The following is a 15,929-nucleotide window of genomic DNA, read 5'->3' as shown; positions in this document are numbered from 1 at the left end:
TCACCTCACTTTATTTTGTTCATCACTGATTATTTGACCATCTCGTAAAGTGATCGTGCGCTGACATAACGCTGCAATTTCTGGCTCATGGGTAATTAGAATAATTGTTTTTCCTGCTTGGTGGAATTCCTTAAAAAGGTCCATGATTTGGCTACTGGTTTTTGTATCAAGTGCCCCTGTCGGCTCATCCCCTAAAACAAAACTAGGGTTAGTCACTAAAGCTCTCGCAATTGCGACACGTTGCTTTTGTCCTCCTGATAATTCCATTGGTTTGAAGTCACTTCGATCCTCTAACCCTACGAGTTGCAACATATCCAAGGCACGCTTACGCCGCTCTTTTTTATTGACTTTTTTATACGTTAATGGCATTTCCACATTTTGCGAAACAGTTAATTTTGGCATGAGATTGAAATTCTGGAAAACAAAGCCGATTTTTGCGTTACGAAAATCGGCTAATGAATTGTCCGCTAACGTTTTGACATTCGTTCCTTCAACGATGTAATCCCCTGATGTAGCTGTATCCAGACAACCAATGATATTCATCAACGTCGACTTTCCTGACCCCGATGGCCCCATGATTGCGACCAGTTCTCCTTCATTGATTTGCAAAGAGATATCTTTAAGGACTTTTAGTTCTTTCCCGCCTTGCCAATATGACTTCTGAATGTTGTTAAGCGTCAACACTTGCACCAACCTCCATTCCCTCGACCATTCCTGTTTGAGGCAAAGCAAGTTGATCTTCAACAGTCAATCCTTCGACTATTTCTGCGAGTTCATTATCCATCGGATTTACCTTGACTTCATGCTCTTTGATCCGATCATTTTCTACTTTCCATACATAATATTTTCCATCTTTTTCCATGAGGTATCTTTGGTTGATGATTACTTTTCCTGACACAAAATCTTTCGGTAAAACATTGACATACACATTGGAACCAATCAGTGGCATTTCTTCTTTTGGATCAATCTTAACTTTGTAAGGAAACTTAGATAAATTTGGATTCTCTTCTTTTTGATCGTCTTGTTTTGCATCACTTGTTAAATTTGCCACCTGCACAATGGTTCCTTGCCAAGTATTCTCTTGGTCTTTACGATCCATAATTTCTACTCGCTGATCGACAGCAACTTTTTCACGATCAAATTCAGTGACTTGGCCATCCACGTACAAGTTCGAATCATCAAGGATCTCCATAAAGTTTTCTTCTTTTTGACGTTCTTTTGATTGATTGACTAAGTCACGATTCAATGATTTGATTCTTCCTGAGTTATCGGCTGTCACTGTGTCTTCATTCAGCCGTTCTTTTTCGTTTTCGTGAAGTAGTTGGGCTTTTCGCAAGTCTGTTTCTATATTCTTCACTTCATTGTCACCAGCAATAGCTTCTGCATGTAGACTGGTGATTTCTCCTTCTGATGCTTTGATCGTACTTTGTAACTCTTCGGATTTTTCCTTCGCATAATCTTGTCTTGCTTTTCCAAGCTCTGCTACTTTTTGGTTATGTGCTGTCCATTTTTGATTTGCAGTCACTCGTGCTTGTTCTACTGCTCTCACTTTGATTTCTACGTCCATTTCAGCTTCCACAACTTTTCTCTGTTGATCCGTTTGGTATGTAAACAAAGGTTGCCCTTTTTCTACGACATCGCCTTCATTTACCAGAATATCTTTCACTGTTCCTCGTTCTGGATCAATTTTGATTTTGTTGCTATTATTTGGCATGACTTTTCCTGCTAAAATCAAATTCGCCGCTTTCACCTCATCAATGAGGGATTTGACAGACCGTGCTTCAATATTTGTTCCTGCATTTTCTTCTTTTGTTTTCCCACTAGAAACAACTATACTGATTGCACCAACTACTAGTAAAACAGTGATGACTGCTACTAAATAATACCATTTTCGGTTGAATTTTTTTATTTTTTTAGGCTTCATGTACCTACTCCTTCATTCAGATCAGTCATTAGAAAAGCGCTTATATAATTCTATCCAAAGCTCATTCCTCTTCTTTTTCCGAGACTTCTTCCTCAAACTCTTGAACAACCATTCCATTATCTAAAACTTTTTCTGTTCCTTCTTTCCCATCCACGGTTATTTTTCGTTCACTTTTTACTTTTGGCATATCTGATTCACTTGTATCTTTGGTCTCTGAACTGCATGCTGCTAAAAGACCGATAGAACATACTAATACCAGATAACCTTTATACTTTGTTCCTTCTTTCATCATAAAAAACCATCCTCTTCTATTTGTTTTAGTTATGTTTCTCTTGTTATATTTACTATCATACATAACAGACCTATTCTCTTTCTAAAGCTAATCTGTTTTTTGTGTAATTTTTTTGGTAATTTTTTTTGAACAAAAAGATAGCGCTTAAATTTCACACAAAAAAAAAACAACCCAAGTGATCGTTGGATTGTTTTGATGAAAGTGAAATCTTCCACTATTATTTTTAGCACTCATTCGGTGAACTACTCACCACTTTGCTAAACCTAACGGTTCTTAACACTTGAAGTGGGAGCTTCTTGGGAATAGAGCATACCTGTAAGTGTATTTCTTTACTCACAGCGGTTTCTCTTGTTTACCAAGCGATCTCCGTAGTTCCTACGGTTCTTTATGTTATCTCAGTCAGCGATTTTATGCGTAGTCCTTCGGTCAGAATATTGATACTAGCATTGATATCTCGATCATGATGCGCGTGACAAAGAGGGCACGTCCATTCTCGAATTTCGAGGGATTTCTTGCCGTCTTTCTGTCCACATTTCGAACAGATTTGACTAGATGGAAACCATTGATCCACCTTGATCATTTTCCGACCGTACCAGTCAGCTTTGTACTGTAGTTTTTTCACAAAGCTAGACCAAGACACATCAGAAATGCTTTTTGCTAATTTATGGTTACGCAACATACCTTTGGTATTCAAGTCTTCAATACAGATAATATCGTGATTTTTGATCATTTCTGTACTCAATTGATTTAGAAAATCATTCCGTTGGTTCATTACTTTTTCGTGTAATCGAGCGACTAACCGTTTTTGTTTTTGATAATTCTTCGCTTCAAACAGATTGAACCCTCTCTGTTTAGCTAATAACGCACGTCTTGACAATTTAGGTTGTTCATGTTTAAGTTTCTTTGCCATTTTTGAGGTAAATTTATTGTTATCAATCTTTTGAACAGTTGAAAAAATGGCAAAATCAGTGATCCCAAGGTCAATCCCAATAGCGGAATTCGTTTGAGGTAGTTCGCTAATTTCTTCTTTACACAACAATGAAATATAGTATTTACCACTTGAATGACGCGAAATGGTCGCTGATTTGATCATTCCTTTCGGTCTTCTATGAAGCTTGATTTTAATTAATGACTTCAATTTAGGAACTTTGACGAATTTATGATCAATCAAACTAACTGTTCCATTTTGATTGTTGGTGGTGTAACTTTGAACTGGATTTTTTTTGCTTTTGAAACGAGGAAATCCAACGGATTTATCACGAAAGAAGTTCTTGTACGCCTTGTCTAGATTGAGTTGTGCATTCGCTAAAGCAAGGCTATCTACTTCTTTCAAAAACGGAAATTCTTCCTTGTATTTAGCGGGTGTTGGAAAATTCATTTTTTTAGAAGGATCATTTTTTACTTCTTGATAGGCTTTTTTTCGGTCATCAAGCATTAGATTGTAGACCTTACGGACACAACCAAAAGATTTGGCAAAGAAAATTTCTTGTTCTTCTGTTGGATAAATTCTAAATTTATATGCTTTCAGTCGTTCCATCAGCTTCATCTACTCCTTGTGATTGTTTCCTTGGCTTTGACTCTATTTCTTGATGTCACTAATAGATACGTCACCAGTAGTCAAAAATTTTTAGACGAAACCATTTCTTTTCAAAGAAACTGTTTGATTCGTGGGAAATCACGTTGATAAGCAGTGATGAATATTGTCAGTTCTGTTTTAGATGGGTTTTGCACATGATCTTTCTCATGATGCCACTCAACTAAAGGGATAAGATTCTGCCATTCGTACAAAAGTGGTTTTAGCAAATTCAGATCGTTCAGCGTCAATCACTTGTCTACGGTATTTAGTTACCAACACAAGGTGAGAATAGAGGAGAAATTCTGAATGGTGATTCGTGTCGAATGCCATTGTTCTATCCACTCATTTCTCCTATAGATTGATAATAACGTCGAACATAATAACCTGTCGGGTTTCGAGTTGCCAACGGCAATCCTCATACCGAACGACATTCATCACCCACCTAGAGAGGATGGGCGACTTCTGCCTAATTACGTTAAATCATAACTCTCTTTCAGTATATAAAAGAGTTGCTTTTCTGTGACTGCACCATTCAAAGCTACACTGATCCAATGTTGTTTATTCATATAATAAGCAGGATAATAGCCTTTACTCTTTTTCAGGATGGAGATGATCTCTGGATCTGCTTTGACATTGACGAGGGGGACTTGACCTTCGCCTTCTATGCCTAATTTGTCTTTTTCAACAGATACGATCAAACCAAACCATTTACCTGTCGATTGATGTCGAAACACGATATAATCTGGAAATTTTCCAAAAGGATGATCCATTTGGACGGCTTCCAAGGTAGTAGCAAAATCGACAAGTTTTTCTGTCAAATCCATTGGTAAGTTCTCCTTTCTGCCAATAAACTAAATTAAGTGGTCATGAAATAATTCAACTATGCTCTAGGTTGATTCTAGGATGTATTCGATCAGATTGACTAATTTCTTAACATTGTTCGTTCTGTTTTATCTATTCAATTACCAATCCCAACCCAGCCGAAATAATGATCGCTTGTTCCTGATTGACGATCAGTCCACGAAGTAATTCCATAGATAGATTGATTTGAGAAAATGTATTTGTTGTAAAGTCTAAACCTTTCAGTGGCGTATTGACCCAATTAGAGCCTGAAAGGTCATTGTTTTCTACTACTAGATCTTTCCAATTGCTATCGAAAAAATCAGTATTTTTCAATTGATTGTCGCTAAATCTGACGAACTTCATATTCGTATAGCTAAAAGAAGAGAGATTTGCTACACACTCTTCGAAAACACAATCACGCAAGAAGCTGTCTGAGAAATTGGTTCCGGTCAATTTGCATTGCTTGAAATGCACACGATGAAAGCTTGCGCCAAACCATTCTAAATTTGAGAAATCACACTTCTCAAAAATGACATCGCTACATTCAAACCGCTCTAAACGAGATTTTTGCATCGCTAATTTTTTGATATGGCTACTCTTCAACACGATATTGCGAGAACTAAGATAACTTTGATCTTCCCCTTCAGAAAAAATACCTGAAAAGATTGTTTCATCCTCTAAATAAAAGTTTCCCTCAACTAATTCGGGCAGCTCTGGAGAAGCAATTTTCTTTGCCATACATTCAGCTCCTTTCTCTCTATTTGTTTTACTTCCCTTATCATAACAGAATAAAGATAAGATAACGTGATTTATCTCATATAGATAAACTTGCTTTTACTCATATCTTATTGCAAGCTAATCGGCTTTATCCCCTGTCGATATTTGACAATGAAACAGCTTTCACCGTACACTATAAGTAACTAGTATTTTATTGTTTAAATAGGATATGTATCTTTCAGGAGGCTTTTATTTTGACTAATTATCATTCCAAACCATTCACATTCCTACGCTTAGCATTATACACCCTTTGCAGTTTAAATCTATACTACCAATTCATCACAAATTCGATCTTTACTTGGGCGCTTTATTTGCTTGCAATGGGATTTGTTGCTTATGACGTTTTTGATATGATCAAGACACGGAAATAATCTATTAATTTTTATATGTATATGAGGTCGGGATAGAGATAACTTCTCTTGTCCCGACCTTTGTTTTTTTACCTGCGACTAGTTCGTTGAATTTTTTCTACCTTAATGAGAGCAATCAAGCTTCCTCAAGATTCACTAAGATAAATCAACTGCCATGGTACTGAGTGATTCATGTCAAGACCTGTTAGTTCTCTGTAAAAACATTTTTTATCTTTGGCGATCATTGAAATGATTTCTGATTCTGTCATCCCTAATTCTTCACATAAACTTTTGTTTGTACTTTTGATCAATTCTAATAGGATCTGTAGCTGTGCATCAATATCTAATAATATTGCTAATTTCAGAAAAAGAGTGGCATCTGTTTGCTGATAAGTCATTAGGAATTTTGTTCGTAAATCAAGATAAAATTCAAACATTTCTGGATGTTTACTGATAAAAGAATGATTGATTACTCTCTGATCATAATAGGCCAAGTATTCTTCAGGCGTTTCAATTCTTTTCGTTTCCATTCGCTCCCTCCTTAAAACATTAAAAACCACATTAATGTTTCTTTTAAGATTTATTTGTCAGATTCACTAAATTTAATTACGCTTACATTTTGATACTTCACTCAAGAAAATAATTACAAAAAAATATATCTTTCTTCACAGATTATTTTTATATTTACTCATTAATGAAAGTAACAGATTCTATATTTGATGTGTTTCATAATAACATTTAATGCAGAGAACATCTTACTAGATCCAAATCAGTTTTTCCCATTACTTAAAATTGTTTATGTGAGACTACCTTAAGAACAAGCCTCTTTCGTCGCAATAATTAACAAATAAATTGAACTAATAACACTCCTAATTTCTAACTTCTTCATGCAATTTTACAGTATTCAAATAATACTTCAATTGAATAATTTCATAGTTTTCTGAAATTTATAGATTGTTGTCATTAAGTTATTTTAATATAGTTATTAGGTAATATTAATTATCAATCTGAAAGCGATTTGTTTTTTAACCTTACGCTAGTGCAAAAGTGGATTGCTAAAAAAAAAATAGAAAGGACGAATATCCGGTAATTAATGGTATTAGTAGCTCGTTTATCTACTGAACACTTTGAACCACTATCAAAAACTGATCATAGAAGTAAAACCAACTCATTTGATACTGATTAAAATAACCATGTAAAATCGAACGCTCCAATAAGCAAATAAAAAACGTTAACCTTTCACTCAAAAGATAACATAAGTTACTTTTAATTCATATGAATGTCCACTACTCAATTTGAACATTACTCTCATATTCAACATATAAGAAACTTAGATCTAATGAGCTCCTAACTAAATGAATACTATGATAAAAGCAATTCTCCTTTACTCTTTTATTAAAAATATACATCTGAAAATATTCTAGCTTTTTTTGAATTTCTATCTCACTTGTTAACAAATAAGAAATTGGAAAATTCCAAAAATATATCTTTAACTTTCGCAATGGATGCAAGCCTATGCTCTATTTTCTATTCCCTAGAAAGATTTAGATAGGAGGTAAAAGTTCTATTGAAAAATTTTCAATTAAATTTTATAACAGATAAAGTAAAATTACGTTGGTTCCAAATCTTGAAAGAGTTAGAGTCTACTAGAATCTGTACGACAGCCCAACTGATTGGCATGACAAACAGTACAGCCAGGACATTAGTCAACGACATCAATTATTTGAGAGAATATTTCGAGAACGTCGCGGATATCCAATCCTCGAAACAAGGTTATTCTTTAAACATCCATTCTTCAGAAACCTACCCAGAAAAAAAAAGAGCGATTCTCGAAGATGAACCACTCTTTATTATTCTTGAACAAATTTTTTTCAACGAACTTCAGTCTATTTATGATTGGGCAGATTATTTTCATATCTCTGAGAGCACGATGATCACGTACGTTAAAAAAATTGCAGATCAAGTAAAAGAATTCAATATCACCCTTGAGCTAAATCCCGTCAATTTGATCGGATCAGAAGCCGATATTCGAAATTTTTATTTTGCTTTCTATTACGAATCAGATATTACACCCCACACGGTTTTTCCATCAATTGCGACGCAAGAAGTAGTGATTAAAATTGTTAACCTATTGGAGCGTCCTAATCAAAAAGTTTCTTCATTTGGTTATTTTAGTTATTTATTATACCTCTCTATTGAACGGATATTATGTGGTTGTATGGTGGAACTCGACCCTGAATTAAAAGATATTGTCCTTAATGATCCAGAGTTTCACCGACTTTCACCTGCATATTCGATTGTGAAGGATTATTTTAATATTGACCTAACACAAGAAGAAGCCATTTTTATTTTTAGTTCTGTTTTATGCCGTAGAGGTATCGAAAATCCGAAACAGGAAAAATATTTTTGTGAAAGGTATAATCGATGGCCACTAATAATAGCGCTTACAAGTAGCTATTATCAAATGATCAAGAGAAATACGCACACACAAGCACACGAGTTAATCTTATTAGAATCTTTTTTCACGTCCATCAAGCTACGTAGTCTATTGTCTAAAAGCGGAAATAAAAATATCCAAGATACAAATGAGTATGCCAAAACCTTGTTTAGCAATGAATATAAAAAAAATCGAGCTTTTTTAGAAAAAAATCCCTCCTTCCATCATTTGTTCTCTGATGATCATTTGGATGATATCTGTGCTAGTTTAACGATATTCACTGAGTCAATCAAAGAAAAATATTGGAAAAACCCTACGAATATCGCATTTATTTTTGAAGGAAATGAGTATATCAGTCAACATCTCGAAGCCTTAGTTCGAAAATATTTAGGGGGATTTCAAAATATCTACTTTCTTCGTCCAAATGAGCTATGCGCCTCTTATATTGAAAATCATGAGATCGATCTCTTAGTCACGAATTACAATGAATACTTGACATTTTCTTCGTTAGGTCTTGAATGTCTTTTATTAAAAACAGTACCTGATGCCTCAGATTGGAAAAAATTACTAAATAAAATTGATCCTCAATTATTACAAAAATTTAGAACGCAACATTAGTAAAACTTACAGTTATTCATTTTTTCTACTGCATAATGTAGTGATCCAAACAAGTAAATACAACTCCACCGATTCGGAGTAGATGGTCTTCGGACGACTCTTTCAGTGAATTTATACTTATAATCATCACTTGCTACATCTTACATCTAAAAAAGGAATTCAATTGACCTTAATGTACCGATCAATTGAATTCCTTTTTATTTTTTCATTTCCAGTCAATTTTAATCACCACTGACTGGTTCATTCTATTCGATTTTTAGGAGTGGCTTGAAACGAGTAATTGATGTGCGTCGTATAGTTTGTTGCTTTTGCATTTGCTGTATTCGGCACATTTAGAAAGATACTGCTCTCTTTATTCGAATCATCCCCAAAATTATAAAACCATGTCTGCTTCTCTATGAATAGATTTGCATCGATCAATTGAATACTATTATTATTAGGAATCAAGATCCCACTCGTGCGGATGATACCTAAATTATCTTCATTGCCGATTTCTCCAGTGCTTGAAATGGCTTGTCCATTTTTCCAACTAAGTTGGGCACCTTTCAATTCACCTGTTTTTTGATTAGAAAATTGTTCTTCTTGTTTGATGAACAAACTCCAGCCACTTATTTCTGATACCGGTCGCTCATCTGTCACCTGAACAAAATTCGGTCTGGAAGTTCCTTGCGCCGTACCGCCTACCTGACTCGGTAATGCATGGTACGTTTGTGTTTTAGTCGTAAGCGGTTGGGTCCCAAAGTCCCAATTACTTGCTTGATCGATCGTTAGCTCTCCATCGACCATACCACCGACAATCAATGTGGTAGCAGGAACAAACGTTGCATCCCGAAATGCTAATGGCGTTTTCGGATTGATGTTTCCTACGTGATTATTCGTCTCTGGTGGATTCATGACACCAGCTTCACTAGCAGAACCTTGGTGATCTCTTAAGAAGACTTGGATGACATCATCTACTGCTAAATTTAACTTCTCAACAGCAATCCTGATATCCCCTTTATCATCTATGGTAATGAGTGTAGGATCGATTGTTTCTCCATTATGAGTCGCCGTAACCCCTACCTCAGGATCGTCGGAATGACCTGAAATAACCCGCGCATTTGCCGGAACTAAATGATTGGAGAAAGTCGCAGGTGAAGGTGGTATGATAGGAAATACGGTGACATCTTCCACTTCATACACATTTTGAAAATCGCCTTCCATTTCACCTGCTAAAACCTCAACATCTGTTATACGTACAAGATCGCCTGCTTGTAAATATTCGTCAAGTTCGATTTCAAAAACGCCGCCTTGTGGCTCTTCATCATAGATACTAATACCTGGTTTTTCCGCTGTGTGACCATGTGTCAAGGTTTCGTATGTCTGAATCACTGCCCCATCTCTTTCGATTTCCACAGTTACCTTCACTTCATCTTGCCACGCGGGGCGGCTGTCATGGAGACCAACTGGCATACGGATCAACCCGTGGATTTTTTTATCCGCATTTGTCGGTACTCTCAATTCATTCACGATTGCCCAACGTGCATTGTTTGAGCTGAGTCGAGAATAAGAAGTCAAGCCCGCTGAGCCAAATGCTTCAAAATCGAAACGTTCTGCTGGTTCCATTGAAGTGAGCGTAGAAAAGTTAGTGCCAGAGAATGTATAATCCATATTGTTCGAGTGAAGATACGGATCGGCATCTAAGTCTGTACCATCTTTCCAAACAGCAAAATCACTTGCAGTAGCAGTTAAAGTGGAGCTCGCAATATTACTAAAAATATTCCCGCCACCTACACGATTATTCCGATAGTCCATAAATAGCGGATTATCGAAATTCACAGTAGTTGAACGACCACGAAAAATACCTGCATTTGCGCTTGCCGTACGACCGGAAGCTTCAAAATAACCTAAATTACTCACTCTGATCTCACCATTTCCACCGGCTGTATTTCCACCGGCTACTGTCGCATCACTCATATCCAATGCGGGACCATCATTCGCATAGATTCTTACTTCTGAACCCGGATCATTGACAGAAAACCCATTATTTGATCCAGCAGTATAATGGATTCCTTGGTTTCCACCACCTGTATTCCCATTATGAGCAATACCAGTCCCCTCATTGACTACTAACAATCGCCCCGCATTACTAACAGTCACTTGATTATTACTGCCCCACATCCGGATTGCTGGCGCCATTTGCGCCGCCCCCCCTGCGTTACCTTTTCTCTTAGTCACGGTCATATCCCCACCATTGATATTAAATTGATAGCCACCGTGCGTCGTTCCTGTATTATTTGGACCGGAACGTAAGAATCTTAAAGTAGCATTCGCATTATTTGCTTCAAGTTGTCCAGAAGGACCTGAATCTAACTTTAATGTCGCCTTGCTATTTACATTGAACTGTCCATTGATGCCTTGCAAGACTAATGCAGAGGATGAGTTCGCCCAAAGTGTGATATTTGCTGAATCGGATGCTCCTACAATTGGCTCACGCCCAATTTTTTCTGTTTCTTCTTCGCCTAACTTCACAGTGGATACACCATTTACAGTTGTTGCGATATAGTTACTTTTCGCATTGATACTTGTCTCTTTATTCTCTGCGAGGAGTTTGACATAATCACCATTCAATTGTATCGCTGTCGCTGCTTGCGTTTCCGCAGTTAACTTTCCGCCTTGATTAAGTGATAAAACAGCATTCGCACCGTCTAAGCGAATCCCTCTCTTCGTACCCGAGCGGACCAATACATCCACGCTAGCTCCTCGAGTAATTTCCATAGTAGGAGCATTTCCTTTTAAATAGATACTATTATTCGTTATGACGGTGTCAGCAGAATTAGTACTTGGAACTGCGACAGATAGTTGTGATTGGTTGTCAACAACCATTTTTGCTTGATTTCCTTGAAGAGAGACATTAGCAATTGCTCCGCCTTCATTTTCTACACTCATATTACTTTGGTTATCTAGGGTAAATAAACTAGTTTCACCCGTCAGAAGAACAGCTCCACCGGTACTTGTTGATTTCGTTGTCAAGTCACTTCTATCTAAATGGACAGATGGCTCAGCCCCAGATAGTTCCACTGCTCTTCCTGTCACGGTCTGTATGTCAGCCTTAGAATCTGCAAATGTAATACCCGCTTTCTTTCCTTGTAAATATATGCCATTGCCTGTTCCACTGTTGACTGTCAGATTCAGTTGAGCATTTTCTGAAAGAGTCGCTTTTGACTCTTCCCCGTAAAGTCCAATCAAACTATTCGCACCTGCGGTAGATACTAACGCACCTTGCACGTCTAGCGTTGCACCATTTTGCATACGTAACGTAGAATTTTTACCTAATGTGGTGGTGCCGAGTTGATTGATATCCTCGGTTCGGTTCCCTGTATTTGTAATAGCAACAGCACTATTATCAACAGTTAACATCGCTTCTTGATTCAACAATCGAATACCTGCCCCGGTTGTCGCAGTCATCTTCAAATCACTGTCATTAATCGTCATTGTCGGCGTTATACCAGTCATTGTCAGCCGATTGCCTGTACTAGAGTTGATTGTTACATTACTTGCGTCACTTACTTCAAAAGTTGCATCGTTTCCAGACATGACTAGACTATTTCCTGTAGTCGATTGGATTACTGCCGTTGATTTAGCTATGTTGAATGCGCCATTTGCACCTGTAAGGTTGATGGAATGCGCTGTATTCGATTGACTTTGCCATTGACTACCTGATGCCACATCGATTGTTGGGTTTTCACCTGTCATGATAATTGCCTGTCCACCTGTAGTTGTCGCATTTAACCTTCCATTTTCCAGCTCAATGCTCGATTGATTCCCTGTCATCGAGAGCGCATTCCTACTTGTAGCGTCTGTCGAAGTAGATGCTGCACCATCCGCTTGTATTTGTAAGTTACCGTTGTTTTTCACAGAAACTGTCGCATTGCTTCCCGTAAAATAGACGGAATTTTGCAAAGCGGTTGTTCCACTGTTCGTAATAAACAGTTCTGCTCCATCTGCGACGGTCAGTTTTGCATTCGTACTCGTAAATGCCAACGCAGAATTTTGAGTATTCCCTAGCTTCACGACTGCCTGATTTTCTACGATAAATTCTTTTGTCGTAAAAAGCGCGCCTGGTAGATTGATCCTATTATCTATGGTTAACCCACCGCCAGTTATTCGTACCACTGCGCTTGAGATATCAGCTACTCTAAAATAATTGATCGATGAGCTGTCTCTTGAAACATCTTCCATTTGAAGGGTCCAATTTTCACCAGACGATTGCCCGATAACAAAGGGATTGGTATCTGTTTTATTAAGAAAAGTATTTTCAATTCTTAAAGTTTTGCTCTCAGTAGTCGTCAATAAACGCACTTGTCCGGTGCCGATATTCAAAGTATTCATTTGCCCATTGATTTTTAGTGAACGATCAATGTCCAAGTTTTCTGGACTGATAACTGAGCCTATATCGATCGAACGTTCCAAATTGATAATAGAAACCTCTGGATTGGCGAGTGCACTTAAAAATTCTGCACGAGTCGAAACCGGTACCGTTGCTCCTTGAATTTCTTCGTCCTGTTTCTCTTCCGAGCGATTTCTTTCTTCCTTTGGTTCGTCGTTTTCTGACTTTTCTTCTCCTGAAGAATGGTTCGGCTCAGCCTTCGTGATTTCTACTTTAACAGTTGCCACTTCTCCTACAGTTACTGAATAGGTTCCTGCTTCTGCAAACATCACAGGTACGGTAAATTCCTTTTTCGGAGTTTCTGATGATAAGAGCCACTGGTCGAACGTTTCATCATAACTGCTACTCATCCCTGATGACAATTCATCTTCAATGATCTCAGCAGTTGACGGAAGTTTGATTGCCACGTTATCCACTTCTTCTGTACTTATAAACGAAAGGGCAGTTACCGTCTTTTCAGTTCCCTTTATTACCGCTTGCTCCAAAGAAAAAGCGGGTGCCAGTGACTGGGTATCCTTCACTTCAGCTGATTCTGTTGATTGACTATTACTGTTCGGCGTGTTTATAGGTTGACTCCCTTGATCGATTGTCTCCGCAACAGCGAGGAAAGGTATACCCAAAGTATATAGTGCAAAGATTGAAATACTTATTTTAGTCATCATTTTACATACTTTTTGACGCATTGGTCCTCCTCCTCTAGTCATCTGTTTTATTTTCTGAAAGTGTATCCATGTATTTTTCTTGCATTAGTTTTGCTTTTTTCTTATTTTTGTATGTCGTATAGGCGAGTACACTAATAATGATTACGATTAGAACGATTGCTGCAATCAACCACCAGTTGGTATCTTTAACGGAAACATCTGATTGGTTCAAGCGTCTTGCTTCGTCTGCTGTCACATCAAAAGTTTCTTCCCAAGTCCATTCATGTTCGCCAGAGCGAGCCGTCATATTCAGCACATATGTCCCGCTTCTAAAACATTCGCCATTGAGTGAGATTGGAAAATTAAAATTGGAGTTAGGTGCCATTTGCATCATCTCCTCTGATGCTCGATATAAAATCGTATCAGATCCTTCTCTACGTATCGAGGCTTCCACACTTAGTTCATTCACAAAAGTAGGTAAGAAATTCTGAATCGTCGCACTAAAGGCGTTTCTATAATTTATTTGATCCGCAAATACATCTAAAAGCGCCAATTCTGGAACAATCGTTTGTGTACGATCATTACTCGCTACGACACCAATTACATAAGAAAAAGAATTGATGATCTGCATTCCTTTATCCTCAGAATCCTCTTCCTCTTCTTCTTGTGTCACTTCGCTTAGTTGTAAGCCACCGGCTAATAATCCTTCTACCTCATCCTGAGGCATAGTGAGGGTTGTAACGATCCGTTTTTCCTCTCCTGCTTCTAAACGAATGGGTTCATCTTCGACATCCAGTAAGTCCTTCATTTCCACTTTTAATGTAGGATCGGGCTGGTCAGTTTCTCCGCCATATTCAACCACACCATTGATATTTGTGTAGGCAGTATGAGCTGTGATCGAGAGATCGATCGGGATATTTCTAACATTTTTCACCACTAACGTGAGTTCTTCTGTTTCTCCTGGTTGCAATTCCACATCAAAGTAGCCTTTATCATCCCCAAATTGACTTTCAGGCGTAATTGTGCGAACACTAAAATTTAGTTCACCATTGGCAAATACCTCTTGAGAAAAACCAACAAACCCGATCATTACATAAAGCATAACCAGAAAAGATGCTGTAAACTTGTTAAATAAAGGCATAGTTATCTCCTTTCTAAAAAACAACGATGCTGACTGCATCGTTGTTTTTTATCAACCTTTCAAATCTCTAGCTAGTTAATTGATATTTGCCGGTGTTGCAGACAATGTCCATAATAAATTAGTCGTATATTTGGAATTAGCATCTGTACGTGTTGTGCCAGGTACACTTAATTGTACAGAAGGATTAGCCAATCCTCCATCTACTTCACTGTCTTGCACTAAGTTGGTTTTATCTCCCCACATGGCAGTACTTAGTCCATAGCCTATGTTGCTTCCGGCAGTCATGATCACGCGGCTATTTTCCGGAATCAACGTGAAACCTGAATTTATCGTTGGTAATTCGTCACTTGTATTTTGAGCTGTCCCATTCGCAAACTTGACTTGAGCACCATTTAAGCTTCTTTCCCCATTCGTAAATTGTGCTTCTTGTTTCAATGCCAGGTTCCAACCTGTTAGGTCTTCACGTAAGTCACGTACTTGAGCAAATTGTGCACGTGCAGCTTGTTTTGTCGCTTCATTGACCCATGGGCTATTCATATCAGGATTAGGAAAATCAGTTGATTCTTCATTGATGTCAAACCACCAAGCGGCAGCTGGATAAGATTGATCTAATGCTGAATTTTGACGTAAACCAAAATCATAATCACCAACATATGCAATTGCAAAAGCACCATCTTGAGTAGGAGGTACGATGACTTCTTCTGGTCCCGGGTTTGGATCAATTGTTTCACCGTTGTCCTCATCCGCTTCACGATATTGAATCTGTCCATTCGTTTTTAGTGTTCCATCCTGATCTGTATTGTCTGCATGAACAACCATACTTCCTGTTGCTAGACTTGCTAATAACACTGACATTGATACTAGTTTTAATGCTTTCATTTATTCGTTCTCCCTATTTGTT

At 37.7% G+C, this 15,929-nt stretch carries 12 protein-coding genes and 1 pseudogene; 2 read left to right on the top strand and 11 right to left on the bottom strand.

Annotation, left to right across the window (positions count from 1 at the left end; genetic code table 11):
• The 7 genes and pseudogenes from IGJ49_RS02790 to IGJ49_RS02760 all read right to left on the bottom strand — a co-directional run bounded on the left by IGJ49_RS02790 (position 1) and on the right by IGJ49_RS02760 (position 5,373).
• On the bottom strand, positions 1–684 hold the full coding sequence (locus IGJ49_RS02790; protein WP_137072014.1) for an ABC transporter ATP-binding protein: 684 nt from the start codon (positions 682–684) through the stop codon (positions 1–3).
• Positions 671–1,924, bottom strand: a complete 1,254-nt coding sequence (locus IGJ49_RS02785) for an HlyD family efflux transporter periplasmic adaptor subunit (protein WP_438722326.1) — start codon at positions 1,922–1,924, stop codon at positions 671–673. The genes IGJ49_RS02790 and IGJ49_RS02785 overlap by 14 nt, the downstream gene beginning before the upstream one ends.
• A 61-nt stretch (positions 1,925–1,985) precedes the next feature.
• A complete protein-coding gene (locus IGJ49_RS02780; protein ID WP_023519169.1) occupies positions 1,986–2,216 on the bottom strand; it encodes a hypothetical protein in 231 nt (76 codons plus the stop codon).
• Between the two features lie 385 nt (positions 2,217–2,601).
• Positions 2,602–3,753, bottom strand: coding sequence for an IS200/IS605 family element RNA-guided endonuclease TnpB (tnpB, locus tag IGJ49_RS02775; protein WP_153830454.1), 1,152 nt, complete (start codon positions 3,751–3,753; stop codon positions 2,602–2,604).
• A 42-nt stretch (positions 3,754–3,795) separates the two neighbouring features.
• Positions 3,796–4,122 (bottom strand): annotated as a pseudogene (locus tag IGJ49_RS02770) (transposase).
• A gap of 140 nt (positions 4,123–4,262) precedes the next feature.
• Positions 4,263–4,616 carry an MmcQ/YjbR family DNA-binding protein gene (locus IGJ49_RS02765; RefSeq protein WP_023519166.1) on the bottom strand — a complete coding sequence of 118 codons (354 nt, stop codon included), beginning with the start codon at positions 4,614–4,616 and terminating at the stop codon, positions 4,263–4,265.
• A gap of 130 nt (positions 4,617–4,746) precedes the next feature.
• On the bottom strand, positions 4,747–5,373 hold the full coding sequence (locus tag IGJ49_RS02760) for a pentapeptide repeat-containing protein (RefSeq protein ID WP_375152098.1): 627 nt from the start codon (positions 5,371–5,373) through the stop codon (positions 4,747–4,749).
• A 233-nt stretch (positions 5,374–5,606) separates the two neighbouring features.
• On the opposite strand from IGJ49_RS02760, the gene IGJ49_RS02755 reads away from it, so the two are divergent.
• On the top strand, positions 5,607–5,783 hold the full coding sequence (locus IGJ49_RS02755) for a hypothetical protein (protein WP_019724362.1): 177 nt from the start codon (positions 5,607–5,609) through the stop codon (positions 5,781–5,783).
• 125 nt (positions 5,784–5,908) lie between these two features.
• On the opposite strand, the gene IGJ49_RS02750 is transcribed toward IGJ49_RS02755, so the two are convergent.
• Positions 5,909–6,292: a DUF7006 family protein gene (locus IGJ49_RS02750; protein WP_019724361.1), complete on the bottom strand. Its 384-nt coding sequence runs from the start codon at positions 6,290–6,292 to the stop codon at positions 5,909–5,911.
• Between the two features lie 1,037 nt (positions 6,293–7,329).
• On the opposite strand from IGJ49_RS02750, the gene IGJ49_RS02745 reads away from it, so the two are divergent.
• Positions 7,330–8,817 carry a helix-turn-helix domain-containing protein gene (locus IGJ49_RS02745; protein WP_438722322.1) on the top strand — a complete coding sequence of 496 codons (1,488 nt, stop codon included), beginning with the start codon at positions 7,330–7,332 and terminating at the stop codon, positions 8,815–8,817.
• A gap of 240 nt (positions 8,818–9,057) precedes the next feature.
• Here the strand turns inward: IGJ49_RS02745 and IGJ49_RS02740 are convergent, their stop codons facing one another.
• From IGJ49_RS02740 to IGJ49_RS02730, 3 genes are all read right to left on the bottom strand, one after another.
• Entirely contained in the window at positions 9,058–13,929 is a 4,872-nt protein-coding gene (locus tag IGJ49_RS02740) for a WxL domain-containing protein (protein WP_438722320.1), read from the bottom strand.
• Positions 13,930–13,942: 13 nt separating this feature from the next.
• Entirely contained in the window at positions 13,943–15,028 is a 1,086-nt protein-coding gene (locus tag IGJ49_RS02735) for a DUF916 and DUF3324 domain-containing protein (protein WP_438722318.1), read from the bottom strand.
• A 75-nt stretch (positions 15,029–15,103) separates the two neighbouring features.
• Positions 15,104–15,907: a WxL domain-containing protein gene (locus IGJ49_RS02730; RefSeq protein ID WP_438722316.1), complete on the bottom strand. Its 804-nt coding sequence runs from the start codon at positions 15,905–15,907 to the stop codon at positions 15,104–15,106.
• Between the last annotated feature and the right edge of the window lie 22 nt (positions 15,908–15,929).

This window comes from Enterococcus sp. AZ171 (genome assembly GCF_051714005.1).
Lineage (GTDB): Bacteria > Bacillota > Bacilli > Lactobacillales > Enterococcaceae > Enterococcus_B > Enterococcus_B pernyi.
The sequence above is the reverse complement of the archived record's forward strand: the minus strand, read 5'-3'. Positions and strand labels throughout refer to the sequence as shown.